The following is a 19216-nucleotide window of genomic DNA, read 5'->3' on the forward strand; positions in this document are numbered from 1 at the left end:
GGTCTGTTATGTTATTACATCAATTGCGTTATGCTATAACGTGTGCGATAGCATGGCGCAATAGTGCAATTGGAAATTTCATGCTTTCTTCCATCGACAGCAAGAGCCGGCCGCTGGTGTCGCTTCATGATGTCGGCGTCCGCCGCGACGGACGCTGGCTGGTGCGTGGCGTCGATTTCTCCGTCAGTCGCGGCGAGATCGTCACCCTGATCGGCCCGAACGGTTCCGGTAAATCGACCAGCGCCAAGACGGCGATCGGCGTGCTGAAGCCGGACGAAGGACGTGTCGACCGCATAGCCAATCTGAAGGTCGGCTACGTGCCGCAGAAGCTTGCCATCGACTGGACCTTGCCGCTTAGCGTGCAGCGGTTGATGACGCTGACCGGGCCTTTGCCGGAGCGCGAGCTGGTTGCTGCTCTTGAAGCCGTCGGCATCGCGCATCTCGCGAAAGCCGAGGTGCAGCATCTTTCCGGCGGCGAATTCCAGCGGGCGCTGCTGGCGCGCTCCATCGCCCGCAAGCCCGATCTGCTTGTGCTGGACGAGCCCGTGCAGGGGGTCGATTTCAGCGGTGAGATCGCGCTTTACGATCTCATCAAGTCGATCCGCAATTCGCAGGGCTGCGGTATCCTGCTGATCTCGCATGATCTGCATGTCGTGATGGCGGCGACGGATACTGTGGTCTGCCTGAATGGCCACGTCTGCTGCCGCGGCACGCCACAGACCGTCAGCCAGAGCCCGGAATATGTGAAGCTGTTCGGTACGCGGGCGGCACAATCCCTGGCGATCTACAGCCACCATCACGATCATACGCATCTGCCTGACGGTCGCGTGCAGCATGCGGACGGTTCGATTACGGACCATTGCCATGCCGATGATGGCCATCATCATCGCCACGATCACGATGATCATCATCACGGCCATGACCATGCCGAGGGGGAGCGCCATGTTTGACGATTTCTTCCTGCGCGCCGTCGTCGCCGGCGTCGGGCTGGCGCTGACGACCGGGCCGCTCGGCTGCTTCATCATCTGGCGACGTATGGCCTATTTCGGCGACACGATCTCGCATTCGGCATTGCTCGGCGTGGCCCTCTCGCTACTTTTTCAGCTCAATCTAACACTCTCTGTCTTCGCGGTTGCGGCTCTCGTATCGATCCTGCTTCTGTTCCTGCAGCGGCGGCAGGCGCTGTCGGCGGATGCGCTGCTCGGCATTCTCTCGCATGCGACACTGGCCATCGGCCTTGTCATCGTCGCCTTCATGAGCTGGGTGCGGATCGATCTCATCGCCTTCCTCTTCGGCGACATTTTGGCCGTCAGCCAGTCCGATATCGCGGTGATCTGGGGCGGCGGCATCCTCGTTCTGGCGGCGATTGCCTGGCTCTGGCGGCCGCTTTTGGCCTCGACAGTCAATCCCGAGCTTGCCGAGGCAGAAGGATTGCGGCCGGAGCGCGCGCGGCTTCTCTTCATGCTGCTGATGGCTGTGGTGATCGCGATCGCTATGAAAATCGTCGGTATCCTGCTTATCACCGCGTTGCTGATCATTCCCGCGGCCACCGCACGCCGCTTTGCCTCGACACCGGAAACAATGGCGATCTTTGCTTCGCTGCTTGGCGCCATCGCCGTTGTCGGCGGGCTTTTCGGATCGCTGCGCTATGATACGCCGTCCGGCCCGTCGATCGTGGTTGCGGCGCTCGTTCTATTTATCATCAGTCTGCTGCCCCTCGTTCGCAGGAGCGGCACGCCAGCGGCGCAACAGAGAGGACAGTCATCATGACCACTCCGATGCTCACCAAGAACCAGTCCCTCGTTTTCGATATCCTGACCAAGGCGGAGGCGCCGCTCAGCGCTTATACCATCCTGGACAAGCTGCGCGATCAGGGTTTTCGGGCGCCGCTGCAGGTTTACCGGGCGCTCGACAAGCTGCTGGAATATGGCGTCGTGCATAGGCTCGAGAGCATCAACTCCTTCGTCGCCTGCGCGCATCCGCACGAAGATTGCCATAGCCATGGCCTCGTTGCCTTTGCCATCTGCGAAAGCTGCGGCCAGGTGATCGAGTTTCATGATCACGAAGTGGATCATCGGCTGATGGACTGGCTGAAATCGCAGAAGTTCAAGGCGGAGAAGTCGACCATCGAAATTCGCGGTCATTGCGCCAATTGCGCGGCTTGAGCTACGGGCCGCAACGTATTCAGCGTTCCATCAATTGCTTATAAGAAAATTCTAATCCAATCTTTTAAGGTCACGCGCGAAGCGCTGCCAGTTGGCGACGTAATGCTGAGCTGAGCGGCGCAGGCCTTCGATCGTAGCTTCGTCCAGGGTGCGGATGGCTCTTGCCGGTGCGCCGACGATCAGCGAGCCATCCTGAAATTCCTTGCCTTCCGTGACGAGCGCATTGGCGCCGACGAGGCAATTATTGCCGATCTTCGCGCCGTTCAGCACGGTGGCACCCATGCCGATTAGCGAATTGTTGCCGATAGTGCAGCCATGGATGATGGCGTGATGGCCAATGGTGCAGCCTTCGCCGATTGAAACCGGAAAGGCCGGATCGGTGTGGATCATCGTGCCTTCTTGAATATTCGTCGCCTTGCCTATGGCGATCAGCTCATTGTCGCCGCGCAGGACCGAGCCGAACCAGATGCCGACATCCTCGCCGATCTCGACCTTGCCGATCACGCTTGCGTCTGGCGCAATCCAGTATCGGTCGGGGCCTGGCGTTTTCGGTGTGAGGCCGGCAAGGGCGTAGAGCGGCATGGTCGATCCTCCTCGATCAGACGACGTTCAGTACCAGGTTTGCGACGCCATCGACGGCGCAGCTGATCCGGTCGCCGCGGACAACGGGGCCGACGCCGGCGGGCGTACCTGTCATGATGATATCGCCCGGGGCCAGCGTGAACAGCTTAGAGAGTTCGGCGATGATTTCCGGCACCTTCCAGATCATCTGAGAGAGATCGCCTCTCTGGGCGGACTCGCCATTGCGCATCAGCCAGATGCCGCCCTTGTCGGGATGGCCGACGCGGGTGGCTGGAACCAATGCGGAAACCGGAGCCGAGTGATCGAAGGCCTTGCCGATTTCCCAAGGGCGGCCGAGCTTCTTGGCTTCACCCTGCAGGTCACGGCGGGTGAAATCGATGCCGACGCCGTAACCATAGACGCAATCCAGTGCCTGTTCGACCGGGATGTCCGCGCCGCCGCCGCGCAGCGCCACGACTAGCTCCACTTCGTGATGCACGTCCGCTGACAGCGAAGGATAGGGGAAATCGCTCGAGACAAGCAGATTGTCCGGGTTCTTCTGGAAGAAGAAAGGCGGTTCGCGGGTGGGGTCATGACCCATCTCTATGGCGTGGTCGGCATAGTTGCGGCCGACGCAATAGACGCGACGCACGGGGAAAAACTCGGTCTCACCTTCGATCGGCAGAAGGACAGGGGCAGGTGGCGGAATGACTGTCGTTAGTGGGGCGTTCATATGCGCTTTCGAAACTCTCATCTTTTTCAGAGGGCTGCTGCCGTCCGACTCCTTCGGGCAAGCTAGCATTATTGTTACAGCCGCGAAAACTGGCGTTTTTGAGGGATTTGGTGTAGAGCGCGGATCAGAAAGGTTTCCCATGTATAGCGACGCACTGAAAACTGGCCGCAAGATCTTTGCGGTTGCCCCCATGATCGACTGGACGGATCGCCATTGCAGATACCTGCATCGGCAGATCAGCCGGCATGCGCTTCTCTATACCGAGATGGTGGTGGCGGATGCGATCATTCACGGGCCGCGCGACCGGCTGCTGGGGCATGATGCTGCCGAACATCCCGTCGCGCTGCAGCTTGGCGGCTCCGATCCGGCCAAGCTTGCCGAGGCGCTGCGGATTGCCGAAGCGTATCATTATGACGAGATCAACCTGAATGTCGGCTGCCCATCCGACCGCGTGCAATCCGGCACCTTCGGCGCCTGCCTGATGCTGACGCCGGAGACGGTCGCATCCTGCATTGCGGCGATGAAGGCGATCTCGAAGGCACCCGTCACAGTGAAATGCCGGATCGGCGTCGATGAGCAGGAACCCGAAGTGGCGCTGCCCGAACTGATGACGCGCGTGCTCGATGCCGGCGCCGATGCGATCTGGATTCATGCCCGCAAGGCCTGGCTGAAGGGCCTGTCGCCGAAGGAAAACCGCGAAATACCGCCGCTGGACTACGATATCGTCTACCGCATGAAGCAGCGCTGGCCTGAGGTTTTCATCGGCATCAATGGCGGCATTCAGACGCTGGATCAGGCTGAGGCGCATTTGGCCCACGTCGATGGCGTGATGCTCGGTCGCGCCGCCTATCAGAATGCCGCCATTCTCGCCGACGTTGACCATCGCTTCTTTGGCGAACCGGCCGCCGAGGCTGACTGGAACGGGCTGCGCGACCGCATGATGGATTATGTGGAGCGCCATATCGAAAATGGCGGCCGTCTGCAGCATGTCGCGCGCCACATGGTCGGCCTCTTCACCGGCTTGCCGGGCTCGCGCCGCTACCGCCAGATCCTTTCCACCGACGCCAACAAACCGGAGGCGGGGCCGGAGGTGATTGCCGCCGCCTTCGCGGCGGTGGACTTTGCGGGTGAACGTGAGCGGGTGAGTGCTTGAGGGGATACTGATCCCCACTACCTTCTTCCTTCGAGCGCAGCTTTCGCTACCACCTCACACCCGTCATCCTCGGGCTTGACCCGAGGATCCACGCCCAAGCACATTGGTGCGTTTAAATCGACAAGAGTGCTGGTTTCGCTTTGGCAGCGTATCCCTTTTCGCCAGAGGAGGCGATGGGGCCTGTGCCTGGATCCTCGGGTCAAGCCCGAGGATGACGGAATGTTAGGATGTTCCGGGGCAGACAACGGACTTGCGGTGAGGGGCATAGCCAAGCTTGCTTCAGGACGAGGGTGCTCTCCTCACAAAAAAAACGGCGCGGTTTTCACCGCGCCGTTCGAAACCTTGTTCAGGCAGTCACAATAGGCTTAGGCAGCCTGGATGTTGACAGCCTTCGGGCCCTTGCCCATGCGATCCGGCTCGGTGTCGAAGGTGACCTGCTGGCCTTCGCGCAGCGACTGGATGCCGGAAGCCTGAAGAGCGGAGATGTGGACGAAAACGTCCTTTGCACCGCCGTCAGGAGTGATGAAACCAAAACCCTTGTCCTGGTTGAAGAATTTTACGGTGCCCTTGGTGGCCATGGGGGATAGTCCTTTACCCATCAGTCTTAGTTTATCCGGATAGACCGGACGGTTTTGCTTCCGCAGCATGCGAAAGCCAGTCGAGAAGTCACGTACGGGGAAAGAACGTCTGCGCGGGTCAAAAGACCCAACCACTGCCTGTCGCAAGCGGATCACCAAATCAGTCCAGTCACCGGCATGCAAATGCCCGAGCATGCATATGGGTGACAGGGTTTGTGGAAAAAGGCAAGGGGCAATATCAGGGCAGGGTGGGAAACGGGTGGGATTGGGTGGAGATTTCAAGGGGTTGGATTAGTTTATAAGCGCGTGTAGCAACGTTGTGGGCGATATCGGATTGGGTAACCGGAAATTCTGATCGAGGGCGTTATGATATACACTGCGGGTTTGTTGCGGTGTTATATAGTGCGTTGAGGTCGCGATTCTTAATTAGAAACGCACTCTGCTGGAGTATTTTGATGAGGCTGATCAATCAAGTAACTTTGCGATACTATAAGAGTATTGGCTCCTGTATGGTCGATCTATCTGATTTAACAGTACTTGTCGGCCCTAACGGGAGTGGAAAAAGTAATTTTGTCGATTCATTGAATTTCGTTTCTGATGCACTTAACTCAACCTTAGATTTTGCAATTAGGCAACGATCGGGACTTTCTGCTGTCAGAAAGCGCTCAGGAGGTCATCCTACTAATTTTGCAATAAAGCTGAGATTAACTCTGCCCTCTGGAAGAAACGCGATATATTCATTTCAGGTCGGTGCCGCCCCCGATGGTTCTCATAAAGTTCAAAAAGAGCATTTGGCTATTTCTGAAGATGGGCTTGAGGTCACAGAATTAAAATACGAGAACGGAAAAAGAATTTTCAGTACAGAAAAACTTTCTCCGGATAGTATATCTGAAGATAGATTGGCTATTCAGCTTCTATCTAGTATACACTCGGTTCGGGAGGTTTTTGATGTTCTTTCAATGATGCATTTCTATAACATCTATCCTGAAGATTTTCGCCTTCCTCAAGCTCACGATAATGGTGAATATTTATTGCGCACGGGTAAGAATATAGCTTCGGTATTGCGGAACTTAGAAACGCATAATAGCTATGAGTTCAACCGCATTTGTGAATATCTAAAGCAAATCGTTGAGCAGCTTGAGGGCATCTCTCACAAGAATTTGGGACCTTCTGAAACAATCGAGTTTCTTCAAAGGGTTGCCGGTCAAAAGAATGCTTGGCGTTTCTTCTCGTCTCAAATGTCCGACGGCACTCTGCGATCCCTCGGTATTTTAGTGGCTCTTTTTCAGAAAACTCAAAATGCAAATGGAAACATAATCTTGGGGATTGAGGAGCCAGAAGCCACCATCCATCCCGCTGCTTGCTCAGTGATCACTGACGCCATTATTGAGGCTTCGCGGCAGAAGCAAATCATCATCACTACGCATAGCCCAGAACTAATAGATCATCCTTCTGTCGGTATTGAGAACATACGAATTGTGAAATCCGTAGACGGAGACACTACAATTAGGCCTGCCGATAAAGCAAGTAAGGAAGTAGTTAGAAAAAATCTTATGACGCCGGGAGATTTACTTCGGAAAAATCAATTGGAGCCAGAGGTATCTAAGCCTATTCAGTTTAATTTCTGGAACTAAACTATGCTTTATGTTTTTCCCATTGTTGAAGGACATGGAGATGAGCGAGCGCTACCTGTTCTCATTAGGCATGTCCTAAATGTCCGCTTTAATTATTTCGAATGCTGTGTTCTTCATCCATACCGGTTGCCAAAAGGAAAGGTTCGACAGAAAGACATATGGGACGCGATTATTAGCTTGGCATCAGAACGATTGTTGGGAATGGCGGAATCGGACGAAGATTTGCTGCTCGTTTTGGCGACATGCGACGCGGATAATGACTGCCCAGTAGAACTTAAGCAGGCTATTGATGATTTCTCGGCTATAAGAGATGAGCGAATACGTTTCGAGTTTGTGGCTCCCCAACCGGAATACGAAACATGGTTTTTGGCCGCAGCTACCTCCTTTGCGGGGCATAAGGACTGCGTAGATGTTATCCAACCGATTCAAAACCTTGATGCGATCATAGATGCCAAAGGTTATTTTGAGCGTCACATATTAAAAGAAAATCGATATTATTCGGAAACAGTCGATCAAGCGAAATTCAGTTCTATTATAGATCTAACAAATAACCCTGAAGCGAACTGCAGATCACTTCGGCGTTTTATAGATGTATTTTCCCGAATTATAGCGTGATATTTTATGAAAAAGTCTATGCGGCAACTCTGATTGTTTAGATTCATGAAAATCGAAATGCTTATTCAAAGCTAAACACCGCACAAGCCTCCGCAATCCCCCGCAGTTCGTGACTCCCCAAGGCCAGAAGCGGCATTGTTGTCTCGGCTGCGACTGATCCCGAAACGAGGATATTGTGTCCGAGCGGCTTGCAGAGGCCCTCCAGCCGGCTGACGAGGTTGACGGCGGGGCCGATCGCGGTGAAGTCCAGCCGGTCGGCGGCGCCGATGTTGCCCCAGAGCATGTCGCCGAAATGCAGCGCGACACCAAACGGAAGTGGCGGCAGGCCCTGGCTCGCCCGCGTCGCGTCGAGATGGGCCATGCCGGCGCGTATGGCGGTGGCGGCGCGCAAGGCCGCTTCGCAGGCTTCCTTCGGGGTCCCGCTCACGGGGAAGATCGCCAGTACGCCATCGCCCATGAATTTCAGCACTTCGCCGCCGAAGGCATGGACGGCGCCGGCGACGCGGTCGAACCAGGCATCGAGTGCCGCGATCATGACGGTCGGTTCCGTCGCTTCGGAAAGGGCGGTGAAATCCCGCAGATCGGCGCAGAGCAGGGCGGCGCGGATGGTCTCGCCGCTATTGCGGCTGAGTGCACCGGCCTGGACGCGCGCCGCACTTCGGCGGCCGAGATAGGCTTCGAGCAGCGTCGATAAAGTGGCGCGAGCGGCCAATCCCGCCAAGGGCGCAGCGGCAAATCGGGCGATCTCGCGCAGGGTTTCCGCTTCGAAGGCGGTGAAGGACCGGGTGCCGGCCCAGGCAAGGACGGAATTGCCGGGCGCAATCCCGATCGTTTCCTCGCATATCGGACCGAGATCGCCCAGCCAATCGCGGCCTGCCTGTCCTAGCGTCGTGCCAGCGAAGCCGAGAGCTTCGGTCACCGCGCCGGTTTCGGCGCGCCAGAGCCATGTATGCTGCGTGATGATCGGATGCGGTGCGGCAAGCGTCAGGGCACTGCCGGCAAGCGGGAGACCGGCAGTCAGCAAGTGTCCGCCCAGATCGGCCAGGAAGCGTTCGGGGCTGGGCGAGGTGCCGGCTTCGTCGACCAGCCAGGCAAGGGGGGCGGGCAAATCCATGCGCCGATCATGCCATGGCGCTTGCCGGCTGTCATCCGTGCCGGTGCGGCCATGCCGACCGCATTGGAAAACAAATGACAGAGGCAAGCGCTGTCACCGGTCGGCGATATCGCTGCCATCGAGCATCTAGTCCGATGACGCCGCGTCCAAAGTCTCGTCAGCTTCTGCCGTCGTGGCCGCGCATGACATCAGGGCCGGGATCGCGTCCGGCGGCCACTGCGGCCATGCGGTCGAGATAATGCGCCCAACCCTTTGCGTGTGCTTCGCATTGCTCAACGGTCGGCAGACCGGTATGGGTGAGGCGCACCAGCGTTCCATCCGGCTGCTCTATCAGGTCGATCTCCACGAGGGTCGATTCGGGAGGCACTTCCTCGCTGCCTTCCCAGCCGAAGCTATAGGCGAGGCGGTGCACCGGCACGACCTCGCGGAAGGAGCCGCGCGCGACGCGGGCGCCGGTGACGTTGACGAGATAGATGCCGCCGGGCTGCGGCTCCGTCCGCGCTTCCGTGCCCATCCAGCGCAGGATCTTTTCGGGATCGGTCAGCAATGCGAATATGGCCGCGGGCGGCGCCGAGACATGGGTCTCGCGACGGACGATCAAAGGCTCGGACATCAGTCTTTCTCCCCAGGTTTGCTATCGCTTCCCACCGGCCCGATATGCGCTCAAGCGCCTTCCGTCTCCCCCGTGGGCCTCTTCAGATGATGGCATGTAGCGGCCGCGGCCTCGTCAGCAAGGCATTGCCATGTTCGCAGGCCTCTCAGCCTTCGCAAATCGGCAGCGTCGGGCGCAGATATCCGATAATCTCGGTCGCTTTATCGCCCCGGTCGCCCCGTCTTGCCTTTTGTCCGTCCTTTGCGCTGCTTCTCGTCCACCGGGTCCTCATAGGAGCCGACCCCCGGCTTTGCCCGGGTGATCGGCTTGTCTGGCACCTTGCCCGTGACAGGCTTTTCGGTGCGGCCGACGGTCATCTCATCCAGCGTATTCTTGCGGAAGAGCGGCGTGCCGGCATCGCCGCCCGGACCCATTTCGTCAAGGCTGGGCTTGGCGAAATAGGATCGGGAATCCGGCGCTGGCGGCGCACGCTTGCCCGTTGCGGAGCCGCGGCTTTCCATGCTCCTGGCTTCCTCGCGGGCCAAGGGATCGTCCATGGCGGCGAGCTCGACAGCTTTGAGGCGCTTGATCTCGTCGCGCAACCGTGCCGCCTTTTCGAAGTCCAGGTCGGCGGCAGCATCGCGCATGGATTTTTCCAGCGCGTTGAGATGGGCCTTCAGATTGTTGCCGACAAGATGGCCGCCATCGGCAAAGCCTTTGCCGGAGGCGCCGCCGATATCGGCGCGAACGTGGTCCTTCTCGTAGACGCTGTCGAGAATGTCGGAAATCTTCGCCTTGACCGATTCCGGCGTGATGCCGTGTTCCTTGTTGTAAGCCATCTGCTTTTCGCGCCGGCGATTGGTTTCGTCCATGGCGCGCTGCATCGAGCCGGTAATGGTATCGGCGTAAAGGATGACTTTGCCGTCGACGTTACGCGCGGCGCGGCCGATCGTCTGGATCAGCGAGGTTTCCGAGCGCAGGAAGCCTTCCTTGTCGGCATCGAGGATGGCGACGAAGCCGCATTCGGGAATGTCCAGACCCTCGCGCAGCAGGTTGATGCCGACGAGCACGTCGAAGGCGCCGAGGCGAAGATCGCGGATGATCTCGATGCGCTCCAGCGTGTCGATGTCGGAGTGCATGTAGCGCACACGCACGCCCTGTTCGTGCAGATATTCTGTCAAATCCTCGGCCATGCGCTTGGTCAGCACGGTGCAGAGCGTGCGGTAGCCCTTGGCGGCGGTTTCGCGGATTTCGCCAAGCACGTCGTCAACCTGCGTGCGGGCCGAACGGACCTCCACCGGAGGATCGATGAGGCCGGTCGGGCGGATGACCTGTTCGGCGAAGACACCGCCGGATTGCTCCATCTCCCACCCGCCAGGTGTTGCCGATACCGCGATCGTGTCCGGGCGCATGGCGTCCCATTCCTCGAAGCGCAGCGGACGGTTATCCATGCAAGAGGGCAGGCGGAAGCCGTATTCGGCCAGCGTCGCCTTGCGGCGGAAGTCGCCTCGGTACATGCCGCCGATCTGCGGCACGGTGACGTGGCTTTCATCGATGAAGATGATGGCGTTGTCGGGAATGTATTCGAACAGCGTCGGCGGCGGCTCGCCGGGATTGCGACCGGTCAGATAGCGCGAATAGTTTTCGATGCCCTGGCAGGAGCCGGTGGCCTCCAGCATCTCGACGTCATAGCGGGTACGCTGCTCCAGGCGCTGTGCTTCCAGCAGGCGGCCAGCCTTTTCCAGCTCGGCAAGGCGCAGCTTCAACTCTTCCTTGATCGCCTTGATGGCGCCGTTCAGCGTCGGGCGTGGTGTGACATAGTGCGAGTTGGCGTAGATCTTCACCGATTTCAGGTCGCCGGTCTTCTGGCCGGTGAGCGGATCGAATTCGGTGATGGCGTCGATCTCGTCGCCGAACATGGAAATGCGCCAGGCGGCATCCTCCAGGTGGGCAGGAAAGATTTCGATCGTGTCGCCGCGTACACGGAAGGAGCCGCGCGTGAAGTCGATATCGCGGCGCTTGTACTGCTGCGCCACCAGATCGGCCAGCAATTGCCGCTGATCGAGGCGATCGCCGACATTCATCTGGAAGGTCATGGCCGTATAGGTTTCGACCGAGCCGATACCGTAGATGCACGAGACCGAGGCGACGATGATACAGTCGTCACGTTCCAGCAGCGAACGCGTCGCCGAGTGGCGCATGCGGTCGATCTGCTCGTTGATCGAGCTCTCCTTCTCGATATAGGTGTCCGAGCGCGGCACATAGGCTTCCGGCTGGTAGTAATCGTAGTAGGAGACGAAATACTCGACCGCGTTATCCGGGAAGAAGTTCTTGAATTCGGAATAGAGCTGGGCCGCCAGCGTCTTGTTCGGCGCGAGGATGACGGCCGGGCGCTGCGTCGCCTCGATCACTTTGGCCATGGTGAAGGTCTTGCCGGAACCGGTGACGCCGAGCAGCACCTGGTTGCGGTCACCGTTTTGCAGCCCTTCGACGAGATCGCGGATCGCCGTCGGCTGGTCGCCAGCCGGCTGGTATTCCGAGGCCATGCAGATCTCGATGCCGCCTTCGGATTTTTCCGGGCGGGCAGGGCGGTGCGGAGTCCAGATCTTGCCGTTCTTATGCAGCGGATTACCGCTCTCGATCAGCTTCGACAGGGCTTCCACCGTCGCCGTTACGCCGCTCGTCGAAATCTTGTCGGCATCTTCAAGCGCGATATCGAGGCCGGAGACTGGATTGAGGCCTGCGGCGGCGCGCGTTTTGGGGTCGGTCGACCCACCCATGGAGACGCCACGCGCGGTCTTGCCGGCGGTGATCTCCACCTTCTTGCGGTGCTTGCCGGCTTTCGAGGCAATCTCGCGCTGGGTTTCGACGCTCGATGCTTCCGCATCGGCTTCGAGCTGCTTCACCCAGTCGGCAACGCTGCCGCTGAGCGGCGCGCCTTCAAACGGTGCCTGCGGCGCCTCTTCGAAACCGTTCGGGGCGGAGGATTTTTTCGATGATTTGGCCATGGGGCGAATATGGCGACAGATCGTGCAGATGTGAAGGGGTAAAGAGTACAAAAGGGAAACAAAATGGCGGATTTTTCCATTCGCCGGCGATGTCAAATATGTTACAACCCAAGGGCGGCCGATGCGTTATCGCTGATCCAAAGTCCGCATAGCGCGATCCTCGCAGGCGCCAAGGGAGGAGCCAGCCGCAACGTCGACATGCCCGGCCAGTGCCGGGTTCCCCTAGCTTCGACGGCATCCGGTATTGCCCGCCTCGCCGCCGCCATCCGGTCGGAGGATCATGATGACCGCATTGGATAGCTTACGTTCCCTGTCCCCCCAGCAACGAAACACCGTGATCGCAGCCTATCTGGGCTGGACGTTGGACGCTTTCGATTTCTTCATTTTGGTTTTCGTTCTCAAGCATATAGCCGAGGAATTTCACACGGATGTCCCCGCGGTTGCCGTGGCGATCTTCCTCACCCTTGCCATGCGGCCGGTGGGCGCCCTGATCTTCGGGCTCGCGGCGGACCGCTTCGGGCGGCGCGCGACCCTGATGGTCGACGTGCTGCTTTATTCCGTCTTCGAATTCCTGACCGGCTTTTCGACCGGCTTGACGATGTTTCTCGTGCTGCGCGCGCTCTTCGGCGTCGCCATGGGCGGGGAGTGGGGTGTCGGCGCGTCGCTCGTGATGGAAACCATACCCGAGGACTCGCGCGGCCTTGTGTCCGGTATCCTGCAGGCTGGTTATCCCTCGGGCTATCTGCTCGCCTCGATCGTCTTCTTTCTGCTGTTCCCGATCATCGGCTGGCGCGGCATGTTCTTCGTCGGCGCGGTGCCGGCGCTGCTGGTGCTCTATATCAGGCGCAATGTGGAGGAATCTCCGGCTTTCCTTCAGCGGCAGGCCAAGCCGCAACGGCCGTTCCTCACTGTGCTGCGTGAGAATATTCCGCTGTTCATCTGGGCAGTGCTTTTGATGACTGCGTTCAATTTCTTTAGTCACGGCACCCAGGACCTCTATCCGACCTTCCTGGAAACCCAGCGGCAATATGATTCCTATACGGTCGGCGCCATTGCCATCGTCTACAATATCGGCGCGATTGTCGGCGGCCTGACCTTCGGTTCCCTGTCGCAGCGTTGGGGCAGGCGGCGGACGATCGTCATCGCCGCACTGCTGGCCATTCCCGTCGCCCCGCTCTGGGTCTGGGGCCAGGGGCCTGTCATGCTCGCGATCGGCGCCTTCCTGATGCAGCTGTTCGTGCAAGGCGCCTGGGGCATCATTCCGGTGCATCTCAACGAATTGTCGCCGGACGAGGTGCGCGGCACCTTTCCCGGCTTTGCCTATCAGCTCGGCAATCTGCTTGCTTCGGGCAATGCCTCGATCCAGGCGGGATTGGCAAAACAGTGGAACGGCGACTATGCGCTGGCGCTGTTGATCGTGGCCTGCATCGTGGCTGTGGTCGTTGCTGTTTTCGCCGGCTTTGGCTTCGAGAAGAAGGGTATTCGGTTCGGCGGGAAGGATGAAGGCCAAGCGGATAGCGCCATAAGGGCCTGAACAGACTCGCCATCAAGGTCGCGAGGGCCGGCTGATATCGCCGGCCCTTTCGTTTATTTTCCGCAAATTTCCGAGATCTTGGCCTGGGCGAAGCCGCGGGCGAGCTCCTGCAGCCCGCCGACCGAGGATATCAGTTCGCCGATCGGGCCGTTGATGCCGAGATGCAGGTCGGTGATGTGGCATGCGCCGACATCGACCGTCATGGAGGCATCGAGTTCACCCTTGATCGTCGTCTTCAATACGCCATGCGATTTGCAGGCCATCTCGGCATGAGCATTGATCTGCACGCCACCGTTCGGGCCGTCGCAGACATCGAGCGACTTCACCTCGAACTTGTCCTTGTGATCGACGCCGGGCAGTTTCTTGCAGGGATCGGCCTCGTTCACCGACTTCTCGATCTGCGGCCCAAATTTGCTCTGCAGCAGCGACCAGCACGAGCCTGGCGCGGCCTCTGCCGGTGTCGCCGCTATCGGAAGCGGAGAGAGCGGCAACACGACCGCCGAGGCCAGCAAAACCATGCGAAGCGGCGGCAGAAGCGAGAAGGGGGGCATGAGATATTTCAGGTTCACGGCGATCTATCCTCTGAAAAGAAGAAGCAGCAAATCAGGCCTGGCGCGGCGACAGTCTTCCATCTCTTCGTCCGTCAAGGCAATCCCCCGTTTTTCATGGTTACGCCTTGATGACGATGGTGTCGCAGAAGCGGTCGTAGAAAGTCTGACCGCGCCACACGATGAATGGAAAGGCCCACCAGATGAGCGCGAATACGAACAGAAGCGGTGCCAACGCTCCCGTCAAGGCGAAGAAGCCGATGGCACTGAGAAGGTTGGTATCGCGCGCCTGCTGAATTAGCTGATCGATCGGAGGCTGATATGAGGGCAGCAGAAACAGGCCGACCAGATTGACTGTGGCGAGCAGCATCAATGGCAGAAACTTGAATATTTCCCGTTTGGCGGCAAGCCCGAAGGGCAGGGTGCCGCCTTCCACCGTTGTCACGCGCAGCGAGGTCAATCGCTTGCCTGGCGTCCGCTTGCCGCCGATGGAGCAAAGGGCGAAGGCGAAGGGAAGGAACAGCAGAACGACGCTCGAGGTCGGCCTTGCGGCGATATTCGGATCGACCGGATTGCCGTCGCCGTCGACGGGTATGGAAAAGGCGCGCTTCAATGTGGCCGATCCCTGCTGCGATGCGACGATTGAAAGGAAGACCGTGTATCCATTGCTGCCCAGCCAGGATATGCGACAAAGCTGGTTGCTCCTCACTTCGCCTGGCTGCAGCGGCCATTCGGCCTCCACTTTTGCAACGAGAGGCGCCGAAGTTGCTTCTTCGCATTGTTGCTTCTGAAGAAGCGGCAAGGTCAAGTCCCACGGCGTGGCCGCCGACAGCACGAGAAACAGCAGGGTAAAAGCGACTTGGAAAATGACGATATCGACCGTGTAGGCGCCGAGCCGCCGCCAAAAATGGCGACGCGGCAGAGAGCTCATTTGATGATCGGAAGCAGCAAAACTCATGGTTCCCCCCGGCTTAGCGTGTGTCACGACGCCCACCACGTCGCATCACTCACTTCAAGTTGAGCGCATTAGCATGTTTTGCTGCGATTCGCTGGGAGCGAAGGCAGGCGACGGATGGGCCCCAGCGATACCGATCGTCCATCGCATTCATTCATATCGGAATGGTTTGCTCGCCGGATGGCTCATCCTGTTCGCCGTCCGCGTTGCCGTCATAGCCCAGGCGCTTTGCCTTGCGGAACCATTCGGCCGCCTTGCCCGCATCCGCAGCGACGCCATCGCCGTCACGGTACATCATGGCTAGATTGTAGGCGGCATCGGCATAGCGATGTTCGGCTGCCCGCTCGAACCAGTAGAGCGCCTTCGGACCGTTCTTGGTGACGCCTTCACCATCGCGGAACATGACGCCGAGATTGTATTCGGCTTCGACATCATTCTGCGCCGCCGCTTTCAGGAACCATACGATTGCCTGGGCATCATCCTGCCTGATCCCGTCGCCATCGGCATACATTGCACCGATATTGAACTGCGCGCTCGCATCGCCCTGTTCGGCGGCCTTCTTGAACCAGGAGAAGGCCGCAGCGCCATCCTTGGCGACGCCTTCGCCGTCGCGATACATGATGCCCAGATTGTATTGCGCCTCGACTTTTCCCTGCTCGGCCGCCTTGCGATACCAGGTGACGGCCTTGCTCTTGTCCTTGTCCGTACCTTCGCCCTGGTCGTACATGGTGCCGACATTGAACTGCGCATCGGCATCGCCCTGTTCGGCGGCCTTGCTGTACCAGGCAAAGGCCTGCGGCTTGTCCTGCGCTACGCCTTGGCCCGTGTCGTAGACGACACCGAGATTATATTGTGCATTAAGGTATCCCTGTGCCGCAGCCTTCTTGTACCAGACAATGGCTTGGCTCTTGTCGGCGGTGACGCCTTCGCCCTGGTCGTACATGGTGCCGACGTTGAACTGCGCTTCGGCATTGCCCTGATCGGCGGCCTTCTTGTACCAGCTGAGGGCGAGCGTAAGATTCTTTTCGACGCCGTTGCCGTCCTCGTACATTTGTCCGAGCTTCAGCTGTGCGGCAACGTTGCCCTTGTTTGCCAGGGGGCGCCAGTAATCCAAGCCCGATTTGATATCGCCGCGATCGTAGCTGTTTCGTCCGACATCGGCTTGTGCCGTTCCCATGGACGCCAGCGCGAAGAGCAAACCTGCTGCCCCCTTCTTCCAATTCACGATTTACCCCTCAATCGAAATTCGTTGAATAAGATGCCGAGCTCTAAGGCACGAGCACCATCAGCAAATGAAACAAGAGCCAACCCGTGCTGACGCCCGAGCCCTTTTTGCCGGCGGCCCCTTGTCCAAGCGGTCCAAGATCCTTGATCGGACCGTCGCCATTGGCTTCCATGTAGCTGAGTCCATGCTGCGCTTCCGGCAATCCCTTAGCCGCCGCCTTGTTGAACCAGTCCGCACCAATCTTAGAGTCCTTAGGCACGCCATAGCCTTTATAATACAGATATCCAAGACCGTATTCTGCCCGGGCGTCGCCGTGATCGGCTGCTTTGCGAAAGAGAGCGGCCGTTTGGCCATAGTCCTTGGGAACGCCGGCGCCCTGATAATAGAGGTAGGCGAGGGCATATTCGCCCTGTGAATTGTTCTGGTCGGCCGCCTTGCGGTACCAGCTTGCGGCGGCCGATTTGTCAGCTGTCGTCCCCTGACCGTTTTCATACATGTAGCCAAGTGCGTATTGGGCGTCAGCATGACCCTGGCTGGCGGCTTTCTGGAACCAGTCAAAGGCCTTGCCATAGTCCCTGCCAATGCCGCGGCCGGCCGCATACATGTAGGCGAGGGCATATTGACCCTGTGCGTCGCCTTGTTCGGCGGCCTTGCGATACCATCTCGCCGCGCTGTCATCGTCGGTCTTCACGCCCTGGCCGTTGGCATAGAGGTAGCCGAGGGCATATTGGGCGTCGGGGCGGCCCTGATCGGCAGCTTTGCGATACCATTGCAGTGCCTGCCTGTAGTCCCGGGCGACGCCTATCCCGTTTGCAAGACTGTAGCCGACGGCGTATTGCGCGTCAGCGCGTCCTTTTATCGCTGCCTTCATATACCAGGAATAGGCTTCGGCATCATTCCGTTCGACACCCTTGCCATTGGCATAGGCATAGCCGACCGCATACAGGCCTTGCGCGCTTCCTTGGTCGCCGGCCTTTTTATACCAGGCGACGGCCTGCTCCTGGTTTTCCTCCGTGCCTTGGCCGTTATCGTACATATAGCCGATGGCGTACTGGGCATCGGGCCGGCCTTGGTCGGCCGCTTTGCGATACCAGCCGAGTGCGATCGCCTCGTCCTGACGCACGCCGAGGCCATTGGCATACATGTAGCCGAGCGCATATTGCGCCTGCGCCTGTCCCTGAGCGGCGGATTTCTGGTACCAGGTGACGGCGTTTTCATTACTGACAGCCATACCGCGGCCATTGGCATAGGAATAGCCGATGGCATATTGAGCATCGGCATTGCCGTTTTGCGCCGCCTTCAAATACCAGTCATTTGCCTGTTTCAGATCGGTGTCGACGCCCCGGCCGCTGGCATACATGTAGGCCAATGCATATTGGGCCTGCGCATTGCCTTGGTCCGCCGATTTTCGATACCAATCGACGGCCTCAGCATCATCCTGCTCTACGCCCTCACCATTGGCGTAGCGATAGCCGAGACCATATTGGGCCGCCGCGTTGCCCTGTTTTGCGAATTCCACCCAGTATTTCAGGTCGATCTTCGTATTGGCGGGGCCAGGGGCGGGATCCTCGGCGTGAGCAAGCCAGGGTAGCGAAAGAGCGAGCGCCAACCCCAATGCGTAGCTCTTTGTCTTCAAGGCTTCAGTCTCCCACCTGCGTCCCAGACCGTAATCGATCTGAACAATATGGCGATGTATTGGTCAAGGGATCGCAGGAACCCAAATAGCAGTGGATTTAATGCCCCCGGACGATGGGATCGCTATACCGGAAGCACGTCGTAGAGGCGGAAGATCCATGTGATCTGATAGATCAGCCCGACGATCACGAATGCCGCCTGGAAGCGCCGGTTGGCGGTGATCGAGGCAATGATGCACAGGATGACATAAACGACATTGCGTATTGGATATTCCCAGCCGAGAGAACGAAAATAGGCCTCTCCCTTCAGCAATGTGTCGATGAGATCGACGGCGTAGGTGACGGCGAGCAGGCCGAAGAACCAATGGCGGCGGGAGATGAAATATTCCTCGAAGCCGCCATAGTCCTCGACCGAGGGCGGATTGAGCAATACGCAGAGGAAATAGAAGAGGCAGCAGAAGCAGATGAGAAAGAGGTAGACGCCGAAATTGATCTGCGCGACGGATTGCAGCCGATACTCCCACCACCAGAAATGGATGATGAAAAGGAACATGGACAATACCCAGCCGATATGGACGAGATAAATCTTGTTCTTGCCCGGCGCCTGCACGAATCCGGCAAGCCGGGTCAGAAGCTGGGCGAGCGAAAGGCCGATCACCATGCTCATGACCGTCCTGATATAGACGTAGACTTCCGGTGTGTGCGCGGAATCCATCGCGTCAGCTCTCCTCTGGTACAGCCTTCGGCAAGCCGCTTTCATCGAGCGCGACCATGATGAAGGTCGCAGCCGTGACTTTCTCCAGGCTGTTATAACGGGCGCGGTGTGCCCATGCTTCGACGCTCAGCGTGATCGAGGTACGGCCGACGCGTTCGATATCGGTGAAGACGCTCAACGTATCGCCGATCTTGACCGGCAGTTCGAAGGCCATCTCCTTGACCGCTGCCGTGACCACGCGTCCACGCGCCCGCTCGGCTGCGCGGATGCCGCTTGCCAAGTCCATCTGCGCCATGACCCAGCCGCCGAAAATATCGCCGGCAGGATTGGCGTCGGCGGGCATGGCGAGCGTGCGCAATGTCAGCTCGCCTCTCGGTTTGACGCTGTCATTCATTCTTCTGCTCCTGTTCACGGTCGATTCCGGCAATCAGCCTATGCAATCCTGCCGCGAT

Annotated in this window: 19 protein-coding genes; 7 read left to right on the forward strand and 12 right to left on the reverse strand. The window is 58.7% G+C overall.

Annotated elements, in window-relative coordinates:
* Positions 1-80: 80 nt before the first annotated feature.
* Genes GDN47_RS05165 through GDN47_RS05175 form a run of 3 tightly spaced genes read left to right on the forward strand, consistent with a single transcriptional unit; the run spans position 81 to position 2165 of the window.
* Positions 81-950, forward strand: coding sequence for an ATP-binding cassette domain-containing protein (locus GDN47_RS05165; protein ID WP_152092723.1), 870 nt, complete (start codon positions 81-83; stop codon positions 948-950).
* Positions 943-1770 carry a zinc ABC transporter permease subunit ZnuB gene (gene znuB, locus GDN47_RS05170; protein WP_112721157.1) on the forward strand — a complete coding sequence of 276 codons (828 nt, stop codon included), beginning with the start codon at positions 943-945 and terminating at the stop codon, positions 1768-1770. The genes GDN47_RS05165 and znuB overlap by 8 nt, the downstream gene beginning before the upstream one ends.
* A complete protein-coding gene (locus tag GDN47_RS05175; RefSeq protein ID WP_112334637.1) occupies positions 1767-2165 on the forward strand; it encodes a Fur family transcriptional regulator in 399 nt (132 codons plus the stop codon). Before znuB ends, GDN47_RS05175 begins: the two co-directional genes overlap by 4 nt.
* Positions 2166-2216: 51 nt before the next feature.
* On the opposite strand, the gene GDN47_RS05180 is transcribed toward GDN47_RS05175, so the two are convergent.
* Both GDN47_RS05180 and GDN47_RS05185 read right to left on the reverse strand, forming a co-directional pair.
* Positions 2217-2747 (reverse strand): gamma carbonic anhydrase family protein, encoded by a 531-nt coding sequence (locus GDN47_RS05180; protein WP_113333050.1) that lies wholly within the window; start codon positions 2745-2747, stop codon positions 2217-2219.
* 16 nt (positions 2748-2763) lie between these two features.
* Positions 2764-3459, reverse strand: a complete 696-nt coding sequence (locus GDN47_RS05185) for a fumarylacetoacetate hydrolase family protein (RefSeq protein ID WP_113333051.1) — start codon at positions 3457-3459, stop codon at positions 2764-2766.
* A gap of 139 nt (positions 3460-3598) precedes the next feature.
* Here GDN47_RS05185 and dusA point away from each other — a divergent pair, with 139 nt between their 5' ends.
* The gene (dusA, locus tag GDN47_RS05190) at positions 3599-4612 is read left to right on the forward strand and encodes a tRNA dihydrouridine(20/20a) synthase DusA (RefSeq protein WP_152092724.1); all 1014 of its coding nucleotides are present in this window, start codon (positions 3599-3601) and stop codon (positions 4610-4612) included.
* Positions 4613-4977: 365 nt separating this feature from the next.
* Here the strand turns inward: dusA and GDN47_RS05195 are convergent, their stop codons facing one another.
* A complete protein-coding gene (locus GDN47_RS05195) occupies positions 4978-5190 on the reverse strand; it encodes a cold-shock protein (RefSeq protein ID WP_069613123.1) in 213 nt (70 codons plus the stop codon).
* A gap of 455 nt (positions 5191-5645) precedes the next feature.
* Here GDN47_RS05195 and GDN47_RS05200 point away from each other — a divergent pair, with 455 nt between their 5' ends.
* Both GDN47_RS05200 and GDN47_RS05205 read left to right on the forward strand, forming a co-directional pair.
* Positions 5646-6824 (forward strand): AAA family ATPase, encoded by a 1179-nt coding sequence (locus GDN47_RS05200; protein ID WP_152092725.1) that lies wholly within the window; start codon positions 5646-5648, stop codon positions 6822-6824.
* Between the two features lie 3 nt (positions 6825-6827).
* Positions 6828-7439 carry a DUF4276 family protein gene (locus GDN47_RS05205; protein WP_152092726.1) on the forward strand — a complete coding sequence of 204 codons (612 nt, stop codon included), beginning with the start codon at positions 6828-6830 and terminating at the stop codon, positions 7437-7439.
* A 61-nt stretch (positions 7440-7500) separates the two neighbouring features.
* Here the strand turns inward: GDN47_RS05205 and GDN47_RS05210 are convergent, their stop codons facing one another.
* The 3 genes from GDN47_RS05210 to uvrB form a co-directional block, all read right to left on the reverse strand.
* On the reverse strand, positions 7501-8553 hold the full coding sequence (locus GDN47_RS05210) for an adenylate/guanylate cyclase domain-containing protein (protein ID WP_152092727.1): 1053 nt from the start codon (positions 8551-8553) through the stop codon (positions 7501-7503).
* 157 nt (positions 8554-8710) lie between these two features.
* Positions 8711-9166: an SRPBCC family protein gene (locus GDN47_RS05215; protein ID WP_152092728.1), complete on the reverse strand. Its 456-nt coding sequence runs from the start codon at positions 9164-9166 to the stop codon at positions 8711-8713.
* A 200-nt stretch (positions 9167-9366) separates the two neighbouring features.
* Positions 9367-12153, reverse strand: a complete 2787-nt coding sequence (gene uvrB / locus GDN47_RS05220; protein ID WP_152092729.1) for an excinuclease ABC subunit UvrB — start codon at positions 12151-12153, stop codon at positions 9367-9369.
* Positions 12154-12436: 283 nt separating this feature from the next.
* Here uvrB and GDN47_RS05225 point away from each other — a divergent pair, with 283 nt between their 5' ends.
* Positions 12437-13687: an MFS transporter gene (locus GDN47_RS05225; protein ID WP_152092730.1), complete on the forward strand. Its 1251-nt coding sequence runs from the start codon at positions 12437-12439 to the stop codon at positions 13685-13687.
* A gap of 53 nt (positions 13688-13740) precedes the next feature.
* Here GDN47_RS05225 and GDN47_RS05230 read toward each other — a convergent pair whose 3' ends face one another.
* From GDN47_RS05230 to GDN47_RS05255, 6 genes are all read right to left on the reverse strand, one after another.
* Positions 13741-14256 (reverse strand): hypothetical protein, encoded by a 516-nt coding sequence (locus tag GDN47_RS05230; protein ID WP_113333058.1) that lies wholly within the window; start codon positions 14254-14256, stop codon positions 13741-13743.
* Between the two features lie 100 nt (positions 14257-14356).
* Positions 14357-15193 carry an RDD family protein gene (locus GDN47_RS05235; RefSeq protein WP_113333059.1) on the reverse strand — a complete coding sequence of 279 codons (837 nt, stop codon included), beginning with the start codon at positions 15191-15193 and terminating at the stop codon, positions 14357-14359.
* A gap of 151 nt (positions 15194-15344) precedes the next feature.
* Positions 15345-16415, reverse strand: coding sequence for an SEL1-like repeat protein (locus tag GDN47_RS05240; RefSeq protein WP_152092731.1), 1071 nt, complete (start codon positions 16413-16415; stop codon positions 15345-15347).
* Positions 16416-16458: 43 nt separating this feature from the next.
* Positions 16459-18051 carry an SEL1-like repeat protein gene (locus GDN47_RS05245; RefSeq protein WP_113395354.1) on the reverse strand — a complete coding sequence of 531 codons (1593 nt, stop codon included), beginning with the start codon at positions 18049-18051 and terminating at the stop codon, positions 16459-16461.
* Positions 18052-18173: 122 nt separating this feature from the next.
* Positions 18174-18764 (reverse strand): hypothetical protein, encoded by a 591-nt coding sequence (locus tag GDN47_RS05250; protein WP_113249267.1) that lies wholly within the window; start codon positions 18762-18764, stop codon positions 18174-18176.
* A 4-nt stretch (positions 18765-18768) separates the two neighbouring features.
* Complete coding sequence (locus tag GDN47_RS05255; RefSeq protein ID WP_069613114.1) at positions 18769-19158, reverse strand: acyl-CoA thioesterase; 390 nt, start codon at positions 19156-19158, stop codon at positions 18769-18771.
* Positions 19159-19216 lie beyond the last annotated feature (58 nt).

It is taken from the genome of Martinezella dioscoreae, from assembly GCF_009176305.1.
In the GTDB taxonomy this organism is placed as follows: domain Bacteria; phylum Pseudomonadota; class Alphaproteobacteria; order Rhizobiales; family Rhizobiaceae; genus Rhizobium; species Rhizobium dioscoreae.

Excerpts from the sequence above, each read along its gene's own strand:
- GDN47_RS05165 (WP_152092723.1), top strand. The coding sequence starts at position 81 with ATGCTTTCTTCCATCGACAGCAAGAGCCGGCCGCTGGTGTCGCTTCAT.
- znuB (WP_112721157.1), top strand. The coding sequence starts at position 943 with ATGTTTGACGATTTCTTCCTGCGCGCCGTCGTCGCCGGCGTCGGGCTG.
- GDN47_RS05175 (WP_112334637.1), top strand. The coding sequence starts at position 1,767 with ATGACCACTCCGATGCTCACCAAGAACCAGTCCCTCGTTTTCGATATC.
- GDN47_RS05180 (WP_113333050.1), bottom strand. The coding sequence starts at position 2,747 with ATGCCGCTCTACGCCCTTGCCGGCCTCACACCGAAAACGCCAGGCCCC.
- GDN47_RS05185 (WP_113333051.1), bottom strand. The coding sequence starts at position 3,459 with ATGAACGCCCCACTAACGACAGTCATTCCGCCACCTGCCCCTGTCCTT.
- dusA (WP_152092724.1), top strand. The coding sequence starts at position 3,599 with ATGTATAGCGACGCACTGAAAACTGGCCGCAAGATCTTTGCGGTTGCC.
- GDN47_RS05195 (WP_069613123.1), bottom strand. The coding sequence starts at position 5,190 with ATGGCCACCAAGGGCACCGTAAAATTCTTCAACCAGGACAAGGGTTTT.
- GDN47_RS05200 (WP_152092725.1), top strand. The coding sequence starts at position 5,646 with ATGAGGCTGATCAATCAAGTAACTTTGCGATACTATAAGAGTATTGGC.
- GDN47_RS05205 (WP_152092726.1), top strand. The coding sequence starts at position 6,828 with ATGCTTTATGTTTTTCCCATTGTTGAAGGACATGGAGATGAGCGAGCG.
- GDN47_RS05210 (WP_152092727.1), bottom strand. The coding sequence starts at position 8,553 with ATGGATTTGCCCGCCCCCCTTGCCTGGCTGGTCGACGAAGCCGGCACC.
- GDN47_RS05215 (WP_152092728.1), bottom strand. The coding sequence starts at position 9,166 with ATGTCCGAGCCTTTGATCGTCCGTCGCGAGACCCATGTCTCGGCGCCG.
- uvrB (WP_152092729.1), bottom strand. The coding sequence starts at position 12,153 with ATGGCCAAATCATCGAAAAAATCCTCCGCCCCGAACGGTTTCGAAGAG.
- GDN47_RS05225 (WP_152092730.1), top strand. The coding sequence starts at position 12,437 with ATGACCGCATTGGATAGCTTACGTTCCCTGTCCCCCCAGCAACGAAAC.
- GDN47_RS05235 (WP_113333059.1), bottom strand. The coding sequence starts at position 15,193 with ATGAGTTTTGCTGCTTCCGATCATCAAATGAGCTCTCTGCCGCGTCGC.
- GDN47_RS05250 (WP_113249267.1), bottom strand. The coding sequence starts at position 18,764 with ATGGATTCCGCGCACACACCGGAAGTCTACGTCTATATCAGGACGGTC.
- GDN47_RS05255 (WP_069613114.1), bottom strand. The coding sequence starts at position 19,158 with ATGAATGACAGCGTCAAACCGAGAGGCGAGCTGACATTGCGCACGCTC.